Origin of the sequence: Citrobacter sp. Marseille-Q6884, assembly GCF_945906775.1 — a bacterium.
Lineage (GTDB): Bacteria > Pseudomonadota > Gammaproteobacteria > Enterobacterales > Enterobacteriaceae > Citrobacter.
Window position 1 is genome coordinate 2,291,412 of record NZ_CAMDRE010000001.1, and the last position, 16,925, is coordinate 2,308,336.

At 50.5% G+C, this 16,925-nt stretch carries 16 protein-coding genes; 8 read left to right on the plus strand and 8 right to left on the minus strand.

Features of this window, described 5'->3' with window-relative positions:
* Positions 1-155 precede the first annotated feature (155 nt).
* The gene (gene malZ / locus N7268_RS10775) at positions 156-1,973 is read left to right on the plus strand and encodes a maltodextrin glucosidase (protein WP_260862897.1); all 1,818 of its coding nucleotides are present in this window, start codon (positions 156-158) and stop codon (positions 1,971-1,973) included.
* On the opposite strand, the gene N7268_RS10780 is transcribed toward malZ, so the two are convergent.
* Positions 1,967-2,869, minus strand: a complete 903-nt coding sequence (locus tag N7268_RS10780; protein ID WP_260862898.1) for a LysR family transcriptional regulator — start codon at positions 2,867-2,869, stop codon at positions 1,967-1,969. The genes malZ and N7268_RS10780 overlap by 7 nt on opposite strands.
* A gap of 273 nt (positions 2,870-3,142) precedes the next feature.
* Here N7268_RS10780 and N7268_RS10785 point away from each other — a divergent pair, with 273 nt between their 5' ends.
* From N7268_RS10785 to N7268_RS10795, 3 genes are read left to right on the plus strand one after another with little or no spacing between them, the layout of a single operon-like run.
* Positions 3,143-3,784: a hydrolase gene (locus N7268_RS10785; RefSeq protein WP_198905136.1), complete on the plus strand. Its 642-nt coding sequence runs from the start codon at positions 3,143-3,145 to the stop codon at positions 3,782-3,784.
* Between the two features lie 49 nt (positions 3,785-3,833).
* A complete protein-coding gene (locus tag N7268_RS10790; RefSeq protein ID WP_198905135.1) occupies positions 3,834-4,379 on the plus strand; it encodes an antibiotic biosynthesis monooxygenase in 546 nt (181 codons plus the stop codon).
* A 21-nt stretch (positions 4,380-4,400) separates the two neighbouring features.
* Positions 4,401-6,269 (plus strand): amidohydrolase, encoded by a 1,869-nt coding sequence (locus N7268_RS10795; protein WP_260862899.1) that lies wholly within the window; start codon positions 4,401-4,403, stop codon positions 6,267-6,269.
* 89 nt (positions 6,270-6,358) lie between these two features.
* Here N7268_RS10795 and fba read toward each other — a convergent pair whose 3' ends face one another.
* The 7 genes from fba to acpH all read right to left on the minus strand — a co-directional run bounded on the left by fba (position 6,359) and on the right by acpH (position 12,341).
* The gene (gene fba, locus N7268_RS10800) at positions 6,359-7,219 is read right to left on the minus strand and encodes a class II fructose-1,6-bisphosphate aldolase (protein ID WP_260862900.1); all 861 of its coding nucleotides are present in this window, start codon (positions 7,217-7,219) and stop codon (positions 6,359-6,361) included.
* Between the two features lie 30 nt (positions 7,220-7,249).
* Positions 7,250-8,212: a carbohydrate kinase family protein gene (locus tag N7268_RS10805; RefSeq protein ID WP_260862901.1), complete on the minus strand. Its 963-nt coding sequence runs from the start codon at positions 8,210-8,212 to the stop codon at positions 7,250-7,252.
* Positions 8,213-8,274: 62 nt separating this feature from the next.
* The gene (locus N7268_RS10810; protein ID WP_260862902.1) at positions 8,275-9,666 is read right to left on the minus strand and encodes a PTS ascorbate transporter subunit IIC; all 1,392 of its coding nucleotides are present in this window, start codon (positions 9,664-9,666) and stop codon (positions 8,275-8,277) included.
* 20 nt (positions 9,667-9,686) lie between these two features.
* Complete coding sequence (locus tag N7268_RS10815; protein ID WP_135322885.1) at positions 9,687-9,974, minus strand: PTS sugar transporter subunit IIB; 288 nt, start codon at positions 9,972-9,974, stop codon at positions 9,687-9,689.
* A gap of 5 nt (positions 9,975-9,979) precedes the next feature.
* Positions 9,980-10,423 carry a PTS sugar transporter subunit IIA gene (locus N7268_RS10820; RefSeq protein WP_260862904.1) on the minus strand — a complete coding sequence of 148 codons (444 nt, stop codon included), beginning with the start codon at positions 10,421-10,423 and terminating at the stop codon, positions 9,980-9,982.
* Between the two features lie 579 nt (positions 10,424-11,002).
* Complete coding sequence (locus tag N7268_RS10825; RefSeq protein WP_003021524.1) at positions 11,003-11,605, minus strand: peroxiredoxin; 603 nt, start codon at positions 11,603-11,605, stop codon at positions 11,003-11,005.
* A gap of 154 nt (positions 11,606-11,759) precedes the next feature.
* Entirely contained in the window at positions 11,760-12,341 is a 582-nt protein-coding gene (acpH, locus tag N7268_RS10830; RefSeq protein WP_260862905.1) for an ACP phosphodiesterase, read from the minus strand.
* Positions 12,342-12,431: 90 nt separating this feature from the next.
* Here acpH and queA point away from each other — a divergent pair, with 90 nt between their 5' ends.
* The 4 genes from queA to secD are packed head-to-tail and all read left to right on the plus strand — an operon-like array spanning position 12,432 to position 16,915.
* Positions 12,432-13,502: a tRNA preQ1(34) S-adenosylmethionine ribosyltransferase-isomerase QueA gene (queA, locus tag N7268_RS10835; RefSeq protein WP_260862906.1), complete on the plus strand. Its 1,071-nt coding sequence runs from the start codon at positions 12,432-12,434 to the stop codon at positions 13,500-13,502.
* A 55-nt stretch (positions 13,503-13,557) separates the two neighbouring features.
* Positions 13,558-14,685, plus strand: a complete 1,128-nt coding sequence (tgt, locus tag N7268_RS10840) for a tRNA guanosine(34) transglycosylase Tgt (RefSeq protein ID WP_163445895.1) — start codon at positions 13,558-13,560, stop codon at positions 14,683-14,685.
* Positions 14,686-14,707: 22 nt separating this feature from the next.
* Entirely contained in the window at positions 14,708-15,040 is a 333-nt protein-coding gene (gene yajC / locus N7268_RS10845; RefSeq protein WP_002890398.1) for a preprotein translocase subunit YajC, read from the plus strand.
* Between the two features lie 27 nt (positions 15,041-15,067).
* Positions 15,068-16,915, plus strand: a complete 1,848-nt coding sequence (secD, locus tag N7268_RS10850; protein WP_260862907.1) for a protein translocase subunit SecD — start codon at positions 15,068-15,070, stop codon at positions 16,913-16,915.
* Positions 16,916-16,925: the final 10 nt, after the last annotated feature.

Sequence of the window (16,925 nt, forward strand, 5' to 3'; positions counted from 1 at the left end):
CCGGCCTACTCGTGAGAGTGTAGGCCGGATCAGCGCAGCGCCACCCGGCATTTTTCTCCTCCCCCGAACTCCTCCCCCAATAAACACTCAGATGATGAGTGATCCTTCACTTCGCTATGGCAAGGTGACTTCATTTTCATCAAAGGGGATACGTGATGTTGAACGCCTGGCACCTTTCGGTTGCCCCATTTGTTAAGCAAAATAAAGATCAACTGACCATTACGTTGTGGCTGGCAGGGGAAAACCCACCCCAGCGCGTCACGCTACGCGCAGAAAATGATAACGAAGAGATTTCGCTGGTCATGCATAAGCAGCGCAATCAGCCGCAACTGGGTATTACCGCATGGCGGGCTGCGATAGATCTCTCCAGCGGACAGCCGCGTCGGCGCTATAGCTTTAAATTGCTCTGGCTTGATCGCCAGCTGTGGTTTACCCCACAGGGGTTCAGTCGTTTTCCGCCCGCGCGGCTGGAACAGTTCGCCGTGGATGTGCCCGATAATGGCCCACAATGGGTGGCCGATCAGATTTTCTACCAGATTTTCCCGGATCGTTTTGCGCGTAGCCAGTCGCGAGAAACGGGTCAGGATAATGTTTATTTCCATCATGCGGCCGGGCAGGAGATTGTGCGAAGAGAGTGGGATGACCCGCTAACAGCACAGGCCGGTGGCTCCACATTCTATGGTGGCGACCTGGACGGTATCAGCGAGAAACTGCCGTACCTGAAGGCATTGGGCGTGACCGCGCTCTACCTGAATCCGGTATTTAGCGCCCCGAGCGTACACAAGTACGATACCGAAGATTATCGCCATGTTGACCCACACTTTGGCGGTGACAGGGCGCTGCTGCGTTTACGCGATAACACGCAAAAGCAGGGAGTGCGGCTGATCCTGGATGGCGTTTTTAACCACAGCGGCGATTCGCATGCCTGGTTTGACAGGCATAATCAGGGCGCGGACGGTGCGTGTCATAATCCGGGTTCTCCCTGGCGAGACTGGTACCATTTCTCAGCGGAAGGCGTGGCGCTGGACTGGCTGGGGTATTCCAGTTTACCCAAACTGGATTTTTCCTCTGAAAGTCTGGTGAATGAAATTTATCGCGGTGAGGACAGTGTTGTACGCCACTGGCTAAAAGCGCCGTGGAGCATGGACGGCTGGCGGCTCGATGTTGTGCATATGCTGGGTGAAGGCGGTGGTGCACGCAATAACCTTCAGCATGTAGCCGGGATCGCGCGAGCGGCGAAAGAGACTCAGCCGGAAGCCTATATTGTTGGTGAACACTTTGGCGATGCGCGCCAGTGGCTGCAGGCCGATGCGGAAGACGCCGCCATGAACTATCGCGGTTTTACCTTCCCTGTTTGGGGATTCCTCGCCAATACCGACATCTCTTACGATCCGCAGTCTATTGATGCCCAGACCTGTATGGCATGGATGGAAAACTATCGTGCAGGTTTGTCACATCAGCAGCAAGTGCGGATGTTTAATCAACTCGACAGCCACGATACGGCACGTTTTAAATCGCTGCTCGGTAAAGATATTGCCCGACTGCCGCTGGCTGTGGTCTGGCTGTTTACCTGGCCGGGAGTTCCCTGTATCTACTACGGTGATGAAGTCGGTCTGGACGGGAATAACGATCCCTTTTGCCGCAAGCCGTTCCCGTGGCAGAAAGAACAGCAGGATGCTCAGCTGCTGGCGTTGTATCAGCGACTGGCTTCATTACGTCATCAGAGCCAGGCGCTGCGCCATGGGGGTTGTCAGGTGATTTATGCAGAAGACCATGTCGTTGTCTTCGTGAGGGTGCTCAATCAGCAACGTGTACTGGTAGCGATTAACCGGGGAGAGGCCTGCGAAGTCGTGCTGCCGTCATCGCCCTTGCTCGCGGTCAGCCACTGGCAGCACAAAGAAGGTAAGGGACTGATTGCCGACGATATTCTGACGCTGCCCGCGATTTCAGCCTCAATCTGGAGCAGTCACTGATACAAACGCGCAATCTCCGGGCTTGCCAGCAAGGTTTCCCGCCACCAGCGCTGCGCCAGTCCTTCGCTGCTGTTACGCCAGGCGATATAGGCGACATCTTTTTGGCGAAAAGAGATAACCGTTTTTTCTACCAGCTCGCCCGTGGCAAGCCACGGGTGGGCAATGTGTCGGGGAAGAAACCCGCATCCCATACCTTCCCGCAGTAACATCACCTTGCTGTGGAAATCATCGACGCGAATTTGCGCCTGTTCGTCCATCAGGTTGGACTGTAACGGCTGACAATAACGGGCGCTGTCACTGATCACGATGGCCCGGTGCAGACATAGCTGTTCGTTTGTTAACCCCTCCGATGCCGTTGCCAGAGGGTGGTGAGGCGCAACGACAAACACGTTATCCAGCGTGCCGAGCATTTTGTAGGACCAGGCAGCGGAGGTGGGGGGCTCATTAATGGCGCCCAGAATAATATCCGCCCCGTTGTGAGTCAGTTCTTCCCACGAGCCGGCCAGCGTGTGGTGAGTGAAATTAAGGCGGGTTTGCTTATTGAGTGCGTTAAAAGCGTCGATACTGGGCAACAGAGTGGTAAAGGGAAAGGAGGCATCCAGTGCAATTGCCAGCTCTTTTTCCCAGCCAGCGCTCAGTTGTAACGCCTGTTTTTCGAGATCTTTTGCCGCACTGAGCAGCAAACGCCCTTTTTCCAGCATCATCAGGCCGGTATCGGTAAACTTTGCCCGATGCCCGGAACGATCAAGCAATACGATATTCAGGTCGCTTTCCAGCTTCTGAATCATATAACTCAGTGCCGCAGGGGTTTTAAACAGCGATTCGGCTGCCGCGGCAAATGACCCCTGTTTGTCGAGTGCGTCGAGAATGAGCAAAACATCCAGATTGATGCGCATAAGCAGAAAATATCCTGAAAATTAAACCTCTCTGTTGTACCGAATGAATGAAAACAATGCCAGTGAAGAAATTAGATGAGTCATGCGCATTTTTTTGATGTTGTATAGGATATATCGCAACACAGAATTAATAGTTTCACGGGATGGTAAGTTTTCTTTAATAACTCGTTAGAAATTTCCCGCTATACTCAACAAGCTTTCTGATTCAGGATCCTGCTGCTGACGGCAGTTACAGACCGTTGCCTTTTAACTTATTGATTAAGAAGGTGTGCTATGTCTATTCGGGAACTGATTGACCCACAAAACTCAACGCTTATTTTTATTGACCATCAGCCGCAAATGTCATTTGGTGTGGCGAATATTGATCGTCAGACACTGAAAAATAATACGGTTGCCTTAGCCAAAGCCGGAAAAATATTTAATGTTCCAGTGATTTATACCTCGGTTGAAACGAAAAGTTTTAGCGGTTATATCTGGCCGGAATTGTTAGCTGTTCATCCTGATGTCAAACCCATTGAACGTACCTCAATGAACTCCTGGGAAGATGCGGCTTTTGTGAAAGCTGTTGCAGCGACCGGGCGTAAAAAGCTGATTATCTCTGCACTGTGGACCGAAGTTTGCCTGACGTTTCCGGCACTGATGGCGCTGGAGGCGGGCTATGAAGTGTATGTGGTGACCGACACCTCCGGCGGTACGTCTGTGGACGCGCATGAACGTTCAATCGACCGTATGGTTCAGGCTGGTGCGGTTCCTGTTACCTGGCAGCAAGTCCTGCTGGAATACCAACGCGACTGGTCACGCAAAGAGACCTACGACGCGGTGATGGATCTGGTGCGTGAGCACAGCGGCGCTTACGGTATGGGTGTGGATTATGCCTATACGATGGTGCATGGCGCGCCAGAACGTAAGATTTAATTCCGGTGGCGGGGCAATCCCGCCATTATCCATCAGCAAGGAACTCTTCATGGCGCAGAACAAACATGTGACGTTGGTGATTACTCACACCCTGCAGCCTGAGCAGGCGCAGCGGTATGAGCAGTGGCTGGGGAAAATCATGCCTATCGCTGCTCAGTTTCCTGGTCACCTTGGCGCGAACGTCATTCGCCCAACGGATGGTCAAAATCTGTGGAATATCATCATCCGCTTCGACACCCTGGAGCATCTCTATAACTGGAGCCAATCCGATACGCGTCGTGAACTGGTCGAAGAGATCGCGCCACTTCTGGCGGAAGGGGACAAAACGGAGATCCATACGGAAGCGGCGTTTTGGTTTACTCCGCCTGCTCCTCATGTTCGCCAGCCTAAACGTTGGAAGCAGTTCCTGATAACTCTGCTGGTGATTTTTCCCAGTACCAACCTGGTGCCGTGGCTGACCGGCATCGTGCTGCCCTCGATGAAGGGCTCGTTGCTCCTGCATCTGCTCAATGATGCTTGTGTGGTTGCGCTGGTGGTCTGGCTCTGGATGCCCATCGTAACCCGTCTGTTTGCCGGATGGCTGAAAAAGGCCTGACCGGTTTATCAGGAGATTGTTATGTCTCAAACTGCCACATTGATTCTGACTCACGGAAAAATTCATACTCTTGACAGGCAAAGTCCACAGGTGGAAGCCGTGGCGATCAAGGACGGCAAAATTCTGACGACCGGTTCTCACGACCGGGTCATGAGTTTTGCCGCTGATGGAACACAGATTGTTGATCTCAAAGGTCATACTGTGATCCCTGGTTTAAACGACTCGCATTTGCACCTCATCCGCGGCGGCCTGAATTACAACCTGGAATTACGCTGGGAAGGGGTTCCCTCGCTGGCAGATGCGCTGCGTATGCTTAAAGATCAGGCGGATCGGACTCCCTCACCGCAATGGGTTCGCGTGGTGGGCGGCTGGAGTGAATTTCAGTTCGCTGAGCGGCGTATGCCGACGCTGGAGGAGCTGAATGAAGCGGCGCCGGATACCCCCGTATTTGTGCTGCATCTCTACGATCGTGCGCTGCTCAACCGTGCCGCGCTGAAAGCGGTGGGCTATACCAAAGCCACCCCTGACCCCGCAGGTGGCGAGATCGTGCGTGACAGCAACGGTAATCCGACGGGAATGCTGATCGCCAAACCCAACGCCATGATCCTCTATTCGACGCTGGCGAAAGGGCCAAAACTGCCGCTGGAAATGCAGGTTAACTCCACCCGTCAGTTTATGCGCGAACTGAACCGGCTGGGGTTGACCAGCGCCATTGATGCGGGCGGCGGCTTCCAGAACTACCCGGAAGATTACGAGATCATCGAGCAGCTACACAGCAACAACCAGATGACGGTCCGCATTGCCTATAACCTCTTTACCCAGCGTCCGAAGCAGGAGCTGGAGGATTTTGAGCGCTGGACCGATATGCTCAAACCAGAGCAGGGGACCGATTTCTATCGCGCCAATGGCGCCGGGGAAATGCTGGTCTTTTCGGCGGCGGATTTCGAAGACTTCCTCCAGCCACGCCCGGATCTGCCGGAAGGTATGGAAGATGAACTGGAGCGCGTGGTGCGCCACCTGGTTGAGCACCGCTGGCCGTTTCGTCTGCACGCCACCTACGATGAATCCATCAGTCGCATGCTGGACGTATTCGAGAAGGTGAATCGTGATATCCCGTTCAATGGTCTGCACTGGTTCTTCGATCACGCCGAAACGATCACCGAACGCAATATCGAGCGCGTAAAAGCGCTGGGGGGCGGGATTGCGGTTCAGCACCGCATGGCATTCCAGGGCGAATATTTTATCGATCGCTATGGCAAAGATGCCGTGAAACATACCCCACCGGTGGCGAAAATGCTGGCGGCGGACGTTCCGGTTGGACTGGGGACTGACGCGACCCGAGTGGCCAGTTACAACCCGTGGACAGCGCTCTACTGGCTGGTCTCAGGACGTACCGTCGGCGGGATGGCGATGTACGATGATAACAACCGCCTCGCGCGCGATGTGGCACTGGAACTGTGGACGGCGGGCAGCGCCTGGTTCTCCAGCGAACAGGGCAAGAAAGGTCGCATTGAAAAGGATCAACTTGCCGATCTGGTGGTGCTGTCAAAAGACTATTTCAGTGTGCCAGAGGAAGAGATCAAAGGTATCGAGTCGGTAATGACCATTGTTGATGGCAAAGTGGTCTATGCCGCCGGGCATTTCACGCCGCTGGCACCGCCCGCGATCCCTGTGGTGCCTGACTGGTCGCCGGTAGTGAAGGTTCCTGGACATTATCGTTCAGCTCCGCCTGTCGCCGCGAAAGTGGGGGCGATGGTACAGATGCACCAATGTTGCGGTAGCTGCGGCGTCCACGGCCATCAGCATGACCTTGCACGTAAATCCGGGATTCCGGTTTCGGATGATCGGGCATTCTGGGGTGCGTTGGGGTGTTCGTGTTTTGCGTTCTAGTGTTATGACCGTATTCCCCCCGGGATAATGTCTCCGGGGGGATTCGCTCGGAAAACGTATTTTTCGTGGTTGCTACACCGGACAGACATCTACACTCTGTTCTGTGAACCAAAAATATGAATTCGCTGGGCAATCATTTCCTGTACAGGCACCAACCCCTGGTTAATCACTTTCCGGGGATCATTCACATCGTGACCCGTATCTGCGGCAAATATTGCTTTCACCGCCTGGCACCAGGCATACATATTTTCTGTATTGACGTTAATTTTTGCTGTACCGCATGAAATAGCCCTACGCATATCCTCGTCGGTAATTCCGGTTCCACCGTGCAAGACCAGAGGAACGTTGACCAACTCAGCGATAGCTTTCATTTCGGTGAACCCCAGTTTAGCCTTGCCTTTATATAACCCATGCGTCGAACCCAGGGCTGCGGCCAGGCAGTCCACCTGGGTTTCTTTCACCAGCGTGGCGCACTCTTGAGGGTCTGCATAGATAACGTTTGAGTTCACAATGCCGTCTTCACTGCCGGCAATTGTTCCCAGCTCGGCTTCGACTGAAATACCTTTGCAGTGAGCGATATCGACGAGATTGCGGGTGATCGCAAGGTTTTCACTGAACGGAAGGTGAGACCCATCAAACATAATGGAGCTAAAACCTGCCTCAATGGCAGCCTCACAAGCTTCCTGGGTTGTGCCGTGATCAAGATGCAGAGCGACCGGAATATCTGTCTGCAGGTAATCCATTGCATTAACCACAACGTCATGGATGCATTTCAATCCCAGCATATGCTTAACCGTGCCGCCGGAAACGCCTAAAATAACAGGAGAGCGAAGTCGTTGTGCGGTACTTAATACAGCTCCGACCCATTCCAGATTATTAATATTGAATTGTCCTACGGCATAACCATCCCGTAGGGCATGCTGAAGCATGTCCTTCATAGAAACTAACATAATCACCTCTGAATATTTAATAACGTAGAATTAATCGCCAAAATATTGCTTTAAATTCCTCTCATAGTGATTTAATGAATTATGTACTACGGCCAGATCGGGCATTGATTCCCTGACCCCTTTTTTCTCAATAGAAATAGCCGCGGTCAAACTGGCAAATAAAATAATATTATCTATATGCCATGAGTAATGGACTCCGTAGGTAAATGCTCCATGAAAAACATCACCCGCGCCGGTTGTATCTACTGCATTACATACCCAGGCTGGGACAATTTGCAGTAACCCATTTTTTAAGAATGCACATCCCTTTTCACCTAGTGTAATAAAGGCTTCACCACGACATATTTTATTTAATTCAATAAGGGTGGTTTTTAGTTCCGTTTCAGTGCTGAGCGAAGCTAACCCCATATAGTCGCGGGCGAAATGTTCACTGACTACGAAAAAATCAGTCCATGCAGCCAGCTTAATATTGCTATCACGTAATGACCCACCATCCATTACCACGCGCGCGTTAGGTAATTTCTTTAACAGATACTCGCTTATTTCTGGTTCATGTCCATCGATTAATAGCGTGACCGGCTCTTCTGTGGAAATAATTCTTTCAGCTAAATCATCGAGCTTTAATTTTTGGTCATAGGTCAGAGACGGCAGCGTTTGCATTTTACGGGTAATGATAGTGCGTGACCCTGTTAACCGATTAACCAGTACTGAGGCTAACGGGGTGATCATTTCATCTGAAAAGACGATGTGATCGGTATTGACACCCGCTTGGGTAAATTCATCAATAATACGTTGTCCGTAAATGTCCTTATTTAAGTGCCCGATGTAGTAAATGTCTTCGCCCCATAAGCCTAACAACCATGCCGCGTTGGCGGCAGGACCGCCGCCGCTTTCAATGAAATCATGACTAAAGTTCTTCGTGTTCTCCTGGGGCCATTCATTGAGAAAAAAGAACTGATCAAAACATGAAAACCCTACGGACAATATAGCCATAACAACTCCTGATAATGTCGCCAGTAGCGGGAAGTTTCCTTCCCGTCTGGAAAAATGAAACCCTATTCATTTTTTTTCCCTGCGATGAGATCCTCATAGCTGAGCGTATCTCCCACCACACGAACAGAACGGAAGCAGAAAGGCACCAGCAGCGCGATAAGCAGCACCGCACAAATCATATACACAGTAATTTGACCAAAATGTGTAAACGCATTGCCGATGATGATGCCCCAAACGGCAAAGTCGAAATCGGCAAAAGTACTGTTTTCGAAGCCCAGGTTGCCCAGTGCCGGTAGCAGCATCGCAGGCAGAAACGCAAGGAAGATCCCACCAATAAACGAGGCGATAACGCAGCCACGCTTCCCACCCAGTTTGTCAGCAAACACACCGGATGTACCGCCGCAGAAAAAGTGGGGCACCATGCCTGGAATAATCAGCGCCATGCCGAATGCACCCAAAAATAACATGCCGACCAGACCGCCAATAAACGAACTGATGAAACCGACCACGACAGCGGTAGGACTAAAGGTAAAAAATACAGCACAATCAACGGCAGGAATTGAGTTGGGTATTAACTTTTGGCTGATTCCCTGAAAGGCGGGTACCAGATCGCCCAGAATGAGGCGTACACCGTTGTAAACAATGGCAACACCCACTGCAAATTGCAGGCCGGTGAGAATAGAGAAAATCAGCATGTTTTGGTCAGTGATTGTACTCAGGTATTCATTGCCCGCGACGGCGCTGCAAATAAAATAGATAACAAACATCACAATACCGGTTGTTACTGTGGTGTCGCGGAGAAAACCCCATTTTTCTGAAATCTCGGTATCCGCAAATGAATTAGCTGGATTACCTGTTTTGCTGGCGATCCATGCGGAGATATAATAGCCCAGCGATCCAAAGTGCCCCATGGCAATTCCGCCATCTTCGGTGACCTGTTTGGTATAGCGTTGGCCAATGGCGGGAGAGATAGCGGACCACGAACCCAGCAAAAATCCGCCGATGACGACAAGCATCCATCCCCGGAATTCCGCCGCCTGGAGTACCGCAGAAAATAAGCAGGCAAGGAAGAAGGAGTGGTGTCCGGTCAGGAAAATGTACTTATATTTTGTGAAGCGGGCGATCAACAAATTAAAAATGAAACCCAATAACAGGATGCTCATTGTCTCTACGCCAAGCAATTTCTGCGCTACTGAAACAATTGCTTCATTATTGGGGATCACACCTCGGATATTAAAACCCGCTTCGATAATACCACCAAGAGGATTAAGGTTGGCAACAATTACACCAGCACCAGCACTTAACATTAAGTAACCTAATATCGGTTTTAATGTGCCAGTCAGCAATTTATTACCTGGGGAGCGCAGCGCCACTAAGCCGACAAATGCGATAATCCCCATCAGAAATGCGGGTTGACTAAATATTTCTGATAAGAAAGTGAGTATAGCCTGCATGTTCGTTCCCTCAATAATTATTATGAATGAGTAACAGCAAGTTTTTGTAGTGCTTCGCTAATATCTTCTGCGATTTTTGCTTTATGAACATAACTACGAATAATGGCGACATTGCAGTGTGCCGGAAACTGAGTTGCTAATTCTTTTATCGTGATATAAAGATGGGCTTTTTCCCCGACTGCATTCGCAAAATCCACAGAGGCAACGTCTGCTTTTATTCCTAATTCTTCACATATTTTCTTCACATTATTTGCAGCCATTAATGAACTGCCAATACCGTTACCACATACTGTTCTGATAACTAACATAATGACTACTCCATTTGTTTTTGGATAAAATGCAATACTGAGTTTGCATCGTTATTTTGTTGAAGGAAATTAACAATGTCTGACTCAATTAGACTGGCAATAACCTGAATCATTTTTATATGGCTATCAGCATCTGCACCGGCAATCGCAATGATGACGCTCACCGGGTCAAATTCATCATGACCAAAACTAATGGGTTGTTGGGTTGTAATTAAGGCAAACCCGGTACGCAAAGCACCTTTCTCAGGGCGAGCATGAGGCATTGCCAGACCATAATCGATGACAATTGCGGGGCCAAAATTCTGGTAGACTTCCATCATTTCTTCTACGTATTCAGCGCTGCAAATATTCTTATTCACCAATAGTGAACCCGCAACTCTGATCGCATCTTCGGCTGTTGATATGTTCTGTTTTAGTGCAATTAGCGTTGGGTCAAAAATAATTTCCATAATCCTTTCCTTAACGCCGATATATTTATGAATTAAATTATGGATAAAGATATTGACGAAAATCATGTGTCAGATCACATTTGAATTTTTCAACTTTGAAACAGATCACACTAGTCGAAATTTTAGCGATGTTACTGGATAAAAATAATTGAAAATAAATGCATGTTAATCAATAAGTTATGTTTTTTGTTTGCAAAGTGAAAAAAATATAAGAGAAGAGTATTTAGAATTGCAGAAAATTCACCGCATGTAATTGAGTTGTAGCTCACAAATCTCAGGGGGCTTTTTTAAAGAAATTTGATATGGATTGCAAAATTCAGGGGGGAGCATCCAACTCTCAATGAGATGGAGAAGAAATCTGACGGTTGCTATATACGGAAAGCAGTGGTATGGCGAAGGGGAATAATACGGAAATAAGAATCTACTCTAATTGAATGCGGCACTGTTTTCGTTCTCGAAGAGCACTCGATAATTCCTGACAAAGAGGCTTGTTCGCGCTGTTGACCTGGCGTCTAAAGAGGATGAGATAACGCCATAAAAAAGGCCCGCATTTGCGAGCCTTTTCTCAATTCAAGCCGATTACAGGCTGGAAACGTTTTCGGTCAGGTATTTTGCAACACCGTCCGGAGACGCGTTCATACCTTCTTTACCTTTTTCCCACTGTGCCGGGCAAACGTCACCGTGCTCTTCGTGGAACTGCAGCGCGTCAACCATACGCAGCATTTCGTCGATGTTACGACCCAGCGGCAGATCGTTAACAACCTGGTGGCGTACAACGCCGTTAGCGTCGATCAGGAAAGAACCACGCAGAGCAACGCCCGCTTCCGGATGCTCAATGCCGTAGGCTTTCTGGATTTCGCGCTTGATGTCAGCAACCATTGCGTATTTCACTGCACCGATGCCGCCTTTATCGACAGGGGTGTTACGCCATGCGTTGTGGACAAATTCTGAGTCAAAAGAAACACCAACGACTTCAACACCACGTTTCTGGAATTCTTCGTAACGTTTGTCGAACGCGATCAGTTCAGACGGGCATACGAAGGTGAAGTCCATCGGCCAGAAGAACAGAACGGTGGTTTTACCGTTGGTATGCTGTTTGAAGTTGAAGTTTTCAACAATCTCACCGCTACCCAGTACCGCAGCTGCTGTGAAATCCGGAGCCTGACGAGTTACCAGTACCATATAATTCTCCTGCAAAGTTAAGGGTTTTTTTTGGAACGCAACGCGGGCCAGTATAGAGAGTGTTTTGGAATAAGACAAAGAGGCGCTGGCAATCAATGAGACAGGTTTTGGCTATCAATCTTTTGCCAGAGGCGGGCTGAGTCTTATCTGACCGTCAAAGCGTTTTACGGCTGGCTTGCGCCATCATGCGCGGATAAAACTGCCAGAACCGTGCTTCTAAGGCGTCGTAATGCGTATCCAGGTCGAGCCATGAATCGCGCAGGGCATCAAGACGTGGGCGACGGCTGGCCATTCCGTTAAGGACATTCTGGATAAAAGCCATATCGCGATAACGTTCCAGCCATTTCTCCGACCATATATAGTTGTTCAGATTGACGAAGCGCGGTGGTGATTCAGGCAAGATAGTGGCGACCTGTGTATGGGCATAGCGTACAAAATCCGCCAGCGGGAAATCGGGTGAGATTTCTGACCAATGGCGCGAAAGGAAGTGATCCCACATAACGTCCAGCGTAATCGGCGCAACGCGACGCGTTTCGCGACGAAACCATTCTCTGGCTTCACGCACTTCCGGCAGGTTATCGGTCATCACGTCAATTCGACGATGCATGAATATGCCTTCCACCACGTCAGGCGGAAAACTGGATGTGGGATTGCCGCGAACAAAATCCGCCAGCAGATTGCCGGAAAGCGAGCTATCGGCAAGGTGAGCGAGATGCAAATGTGCAAGAAAATTCATGGTTTGATATTCATCCAGAGGGGTAAAGGTTGCAGGGAGAGCGCCCCGGCACTAGACTACCCGCCTCTTATTTTAGTCTGAGTCAGTGTCATGCGCGTTACCGATTTCACCTTTGAACTACCCGAATCCCTGATTGCTCACTATCCGCAGGCCGAGCGCAGTAGCTGCCGCTTGTTGTCACTGGACGGGCCGACGGGCGCGCTGACGCATGGGACTTTCACTGATTTGCTCGACAAACTCAACCCTGGTGATTTGCTGGTTTTTAACAATACGCGTGTGATCCCGGCCCGTTTGTTTGGCCGTAAAGCCAGCGGCGGCAAGATTGAAGTTTTAGTCGAGCGTATGCTGGATGACAAACGTATTCTGGCTCATATCCGCGCCTCTAAAGCGCCAAAACCGGGCGCTGAACTGCTGTTAGGCGACGATGAAAGCATTAAAGCAACGATGGTTGCACGCCATGATGCCCTGTTCGAAGTGGCGTTTGATGACGAGCGCAGCGTGCTGGATATCCTTAACGCTATCGGCCATATGCCGCTACCGCCGTATATCGACCGTCCGGATGAAGACGCCGACCGTGAACTGTATCAGACGGTCTACAGCGAAAAGCCGGGCGCGGTAGCAGCGCCGACCGCGGGTTTGCACTTTGACGAGCCATTGCTGGCAAAACTGCGCGATAAAGGCATTGAAATGGCGTTCGTGACGCTGCACGTTGGGGCGGGGACATTCCAGCCGGTGCGCGTAGACACCATCGAAGATCACATCATGCACTCCGAATATGCTGAAGTGCCGCAGGATGTCGTCGATGCGGTACTGGCGGCGAAAGCACGTGGTAACCGTGTTATCGCGGTGGGCACAACTTCCGTACGTTCGCTGGAAAGTGCGGCTCAGGCTGCCAAAAACGACCTTATCGAACCGTTCTTCGGCGATACGCAGATCTTTATCTATCCAGGCTATCAATACAAAGTGATAGACGCGCTGGTGACCAACTTCCACCTGCCGGAATCGACCCTGATCATGCTGGTTTCAGCGTTCGCTGGATATAAAAACACCATGAACGCCTATCGTGAAGCCGTAAGCGCGGAATATCGCTTTTTTAGTTACGGGGATGCCATGTTTATCACGTACAATCCGCAGGCTATTTCTGAGCGTGTCGGGGAATAAGTTTCCGGCATGAGTGTTTAAAACGTCGGACTGTTTTTCTGACGCAGGAGTGAAGATGAAATTTGAACTGGATACCACAGACGGTCGCGCTCGCCGCGGGCGTCTGGTTTTTGATCGTGGCGTAGTAGAAACGCCTGCTTTTATGCCGGTCGGTACATACGGCACTGTAAAAGGCATGACGCCGGAAGAAGTTGAAGCCACCGGCGCGCAAATTATCCTTGGCAATACCTTCCACCTGTGGCTTCGCCCGGGTCAGGAAATCATGAAATTGCATGGCGATTTGCATGATTTCATGCAGTGGAAAGGGCCTATTCTCACCGATTCCGGTGGTTTCCAGGTGTTCAGCCTGGGCGATATCCGTAAGATCACCGAACAGGGTGTGCATTTCCGCAACCCGATCAACGGCGATCCAATTTTCCTCGATCCTGAGAAGTCGATGGAGATTCAATACGATCTCGGTTCCGATATCGTGATGATTTTCGACGAATGTACGCCTTATCCGGCTGACTGGGACTATGCTAAACGCTCGATGGAGATGTCTTTACGTTGGGCGAAGCGTAGCCGTGACCGTTTTGATGGCCTCGGCAACAAAAATGCGCTTTTTGGCATCATTCAGGGCAGTGTTTACGAAGATTTACGTGATATCTCCGTCAAAGGTCTGGTAGATATTGGCTTTGATGGCTACGCTGTCGGCGGTTTGGCTGTGGGTGAGCCGAAGGAAGACATGCACCGTATTCTGGAACATGTCTGCCCGCAGATCCCGGCAGATAAACCACGCTACCTGATGGGCGTCGGTAAACCAGAAGATCTGGTTGAAGGCGTTCGTCGTGGTATTGATATGTTTGACTGCGTGATGCCAACGCGAAATGCCCGTAATGGTCATTTGTTTGTGACTGACGGCGTGGTAAAAATTCGTAATGCGAAACATAAAAGCGACACCAGTCCGCTCGATGCCGAGTGCGATTGCTACACCTGTCGCAATTATTCGCGTGCTTACTTGCATCATCTTGACCGTTGCAACGAAATATTGGGCGCGCGACTCAATACGATTCATAACCTTCGTTACTACCAGCGTTTGATGGCGGGTTTACGCAAGGCTATTGAAGAGGGTAAATTAGAGAGCTTCGTGACCGATTTTTACCAACGTCAGGGTCGACCTGTTCCACCTTTGAACGTTGATTAATTTTAATAATGAGGGAATTTGAATGAGCTTTTTTATTTCTGATGCGGTAGCGGCAACAGGTGCTCCGGCGCAGGGCAGCCCGATGTCTCTGATTCTGATGCTGGTGGTGTTTGGTCTGATTTTCTACTTCATGATCCTGCGCCCGCAGCAAAAGCGCACCAAAGAACATAAAAACCTGATGAACTCCATTGCCAAAGGCGATGAAGTGCTGACTAACGGTGGCCTGGTCGGTCGCGTGACCAAAGTAGCAGAAACTGGCTACATCGCTATCGCGCTGAACGACACCACTGAAGTGGTTATCAAACGTGATTTCGTAGCTGCCGTTCTGCCGAAAGGCACGATGAAGGCGCTGTAATTTATTGTTTTCCCAAAGGGAACTGCCGTGTTAAACCGTTATCCTTTGTGGAAGTACATCATGCTGGTCGTCGTCATTGTCGTCGGCCTGCTTTACGCACTTCCCAACCTGTATGGTGAGGATCCGGCTGTTCAAATCACTGGCGTGCGCGGTGCCGCCGCCAGTGAGCAAACGCTGATCCAGGTCCAGAAAACGTTACAAGAAGAAAAAATTACACCTAAGTCTGTGGCTCTGGAAGAGGGCGCTATTCTTGCGCGCTTCGACTCCACCGATACCCAACTGCGCGCACGTGAAGTGCTGCTGGGCGTGCTGGGTGATCAATACGTCGTGGCGCTTAACCTTGCTCCGGCAACACCACGCTGGCTGGCTGCGATTCACGCAGAACCGATGAAACTCGGTCTCGACTTGCGTGGCGGCGTTCACTTCCTGATGGAAGTGGATATGGACACCGCGCTGGGTAAACTGCAGGAACAAAATATCGATAGCCTGCGCAGCGATCTGCGTGAAAAAGGCATTCCTTATACTACCGTTCGCAAAGAAGACAACTACGGTTTGAGCATCACTTTCCGTGATGGTAAAGCCCGTGACGAGGCTATCTCTTACCTGAGCAAGCGTCATCAGGATCTGGTGATTTCAAGCCAGGGCAGCAATACGCTGCGTGCGGTGATGACCGATGCACGTCTGAGCGAAGCGCGTGAATACGCGGTCCAGCAGAACATCAACATTCTGCGTAACCGTGTTAACCAACTGGGTGTTGCTGAACCTGTAGTACAACGTCAGGGCGCGGATCGCATTGTCGTTGAACTGCCTGGTATTCAGGATACCGCGCGTGCGAAAGAGATTCTGGGTGCAACTGCAACGCTGGAATTCCGTCTGGTGAATACCAACGTTGACCAGTCTGCTGCGGCATCGGGTCGTGTACCGGGTGACTCGGAAGTGAAACAGAGCCGCGAAGGGCAGCCCGTTGTGCTGTACAAACGCGTGATCCTGACCGGTGACCATATCACCGATTCCACTTCGAGCATGGATGAGTACAACCAACCGCAGGTTAACATCTCGCTGGATAGCGCAGGTGGTAACATCATGTCTAATTTCACGAAGGATAACATTGGCAAGCCGATGGCGACCCTGTTCGTGGAGTACAAAGACAGCGGTAAAAAAGATGCCACCGGTCGTGCCATTCTGGCGAAACAGGAAGAGGTGATTAACATCGCCAACATCCAGTCTCGTCTGGGTAACAGCTTCCGTATCACCGGTATCAACAACCCGAACGAAGCGCGTCAGCTTTCTCTGCTGTTGCGTGCCGGTGCGTTGATTGCGCCAATTCAGATTGTTGAAGAACGTACCATCGGCCCAACTCTGGGTATGCAGAACATCAAACAGGGTCTGGAAGCATGTCTGGCCGGTCTGGTGGTGTCTATCCTGTTTATGATCTTCTTCTACAAGAAGTTCGGTCTGATTGCGACAAGCGCGCTGATTGCGAACCTGGTTCTGATTGTCGGTATCATGTCTCTGTTGCCGGGTGCGACGTTGAGTATGCCGGGTATTGCGGGGATCGTCTTAACCCTTGCGGTTGCGGTCGATGCTAACGTACTGATCAACGAACGTATCAAAGAAGAGTTGAGTAACGGACGTTCGATACAGCAGGCGATCAACGAAGGTTATGCGGGCGCGTTCAGTTCCATTTTCGATGCCAACATTACGACGCTGATTAAAGTCATCATCCTGTACGCAGTCGGCACTGGGGCAATTAAAGGGTTCGCGATTACTACCGGTATTGGTGTGGCGACGTCGATGTTTACCGCGATTGTCGGTACACGTGCCATCGTAAACCTGTTGTATGGCGGCAAGCGCGTCAAAAAGCTGTCAATCTGAGGAGTGCGAT

Bases quoted from the DNA above. Each gene is read 5' to 3' on its own strand.
- N7268_RS10825 (WP_003021524.1), bottom strand. From the start codon at position 11,605: ATGGTACTGGTAACTCGTCAGGCTCCGGATTTCACAGCAGCTGCGGTA.
- N7268_RS10810 (WP_260862902.1), bottom strand. From the start codon at position 9,666: ATGCAGGCTATACTCACTTTCTTATCAGAAATATTTAGTCAACCCGCA.
- fba (WP_260862900.1), bottom strand. From the start codon at position 7,219: ATGTTAGTTTCTATGAAGGACATGCTTCAGCATGCCCTACGGGATGGT.
- N7268_RS10790 (WP_198905135.1), top strand. From the start codon at position 3,834: ATGGCGCAGAACAAACATGTGACGTTGGTGATTACTCACACCCTGCAG.
- queA (WP_260862906.1), top strand. From the start codon at position 12,432: ATGCGCGTTACCGATTTCACCTTTGAACTACCCGAATCCCTGATTGCT.
- N7268_RS10805 (WP_260862901.1), bottom strand. From the start codon at position 8,212: ATGGCTATATTGTCCGTAGGGTTTTCATGTTTTGATCAGTTCTTTTTT.
- malZ (WP_260862897.1), top strand. From the start codon at position 156: ATGTTGAACGCCTGGCACCTTTCGGTTGCCCCATTTGTTAAGCAAAAT.
- N7268_RS10820 (WP_260862904.1), bottom strand. From the start codon at position 10,423: ATGGAAATTATTTTTGACCCAACGCTAATTGCACTAAAACAGAACATA.
- N7268_RS10795 (WP_260862899.1), top strand. From the start codon at position 4,401: ATGTCTCAAACTGCCACATTGATTCTGACTCACGGAAAAATTCATACT.
- tgt (WP_163445895.1), top strand. From the start codon at position 13,558: ATGAAATTTGAACTGGATACCACAGACGGTCGCGCTCGCCGCGGGCGT.
- acpH (WP_260862905.1), bottom strand. From the start codon at position 12,341: ATGAATTTTCTTGCACATTTGCATCTCGCTCACCTTGCCGATAGCTCG.
- N7268_RS10780 (WP_260862898.1), bottom strand. From the start codon at position 2,869: ATGCGCATCAATCTGGATGTTTTGCTCATTCTCGACGCACTCGACAAA.
- N7268_RS10815 (WP_135322885.1), bottom strand. From the start codon at position 9,974: ATGTTAGTTATCAGAACAGTATGTGGTAACGGTATTGGCAGTTCATTA.
- yajC (WP_002890398.1), top strand. From the start codon at position 14,708: ATGAGCTTTTTTATTTCTGATGCGGTAGCGGCAACAGGTGCTCCGGCG.
- N7268_RS10785 (WP_198905136.1), top strand. From the start codon at position 3,143: ATGTCTATTCGGGAACTGATTGACCCACAAAACTCAACGCTTATTTTT.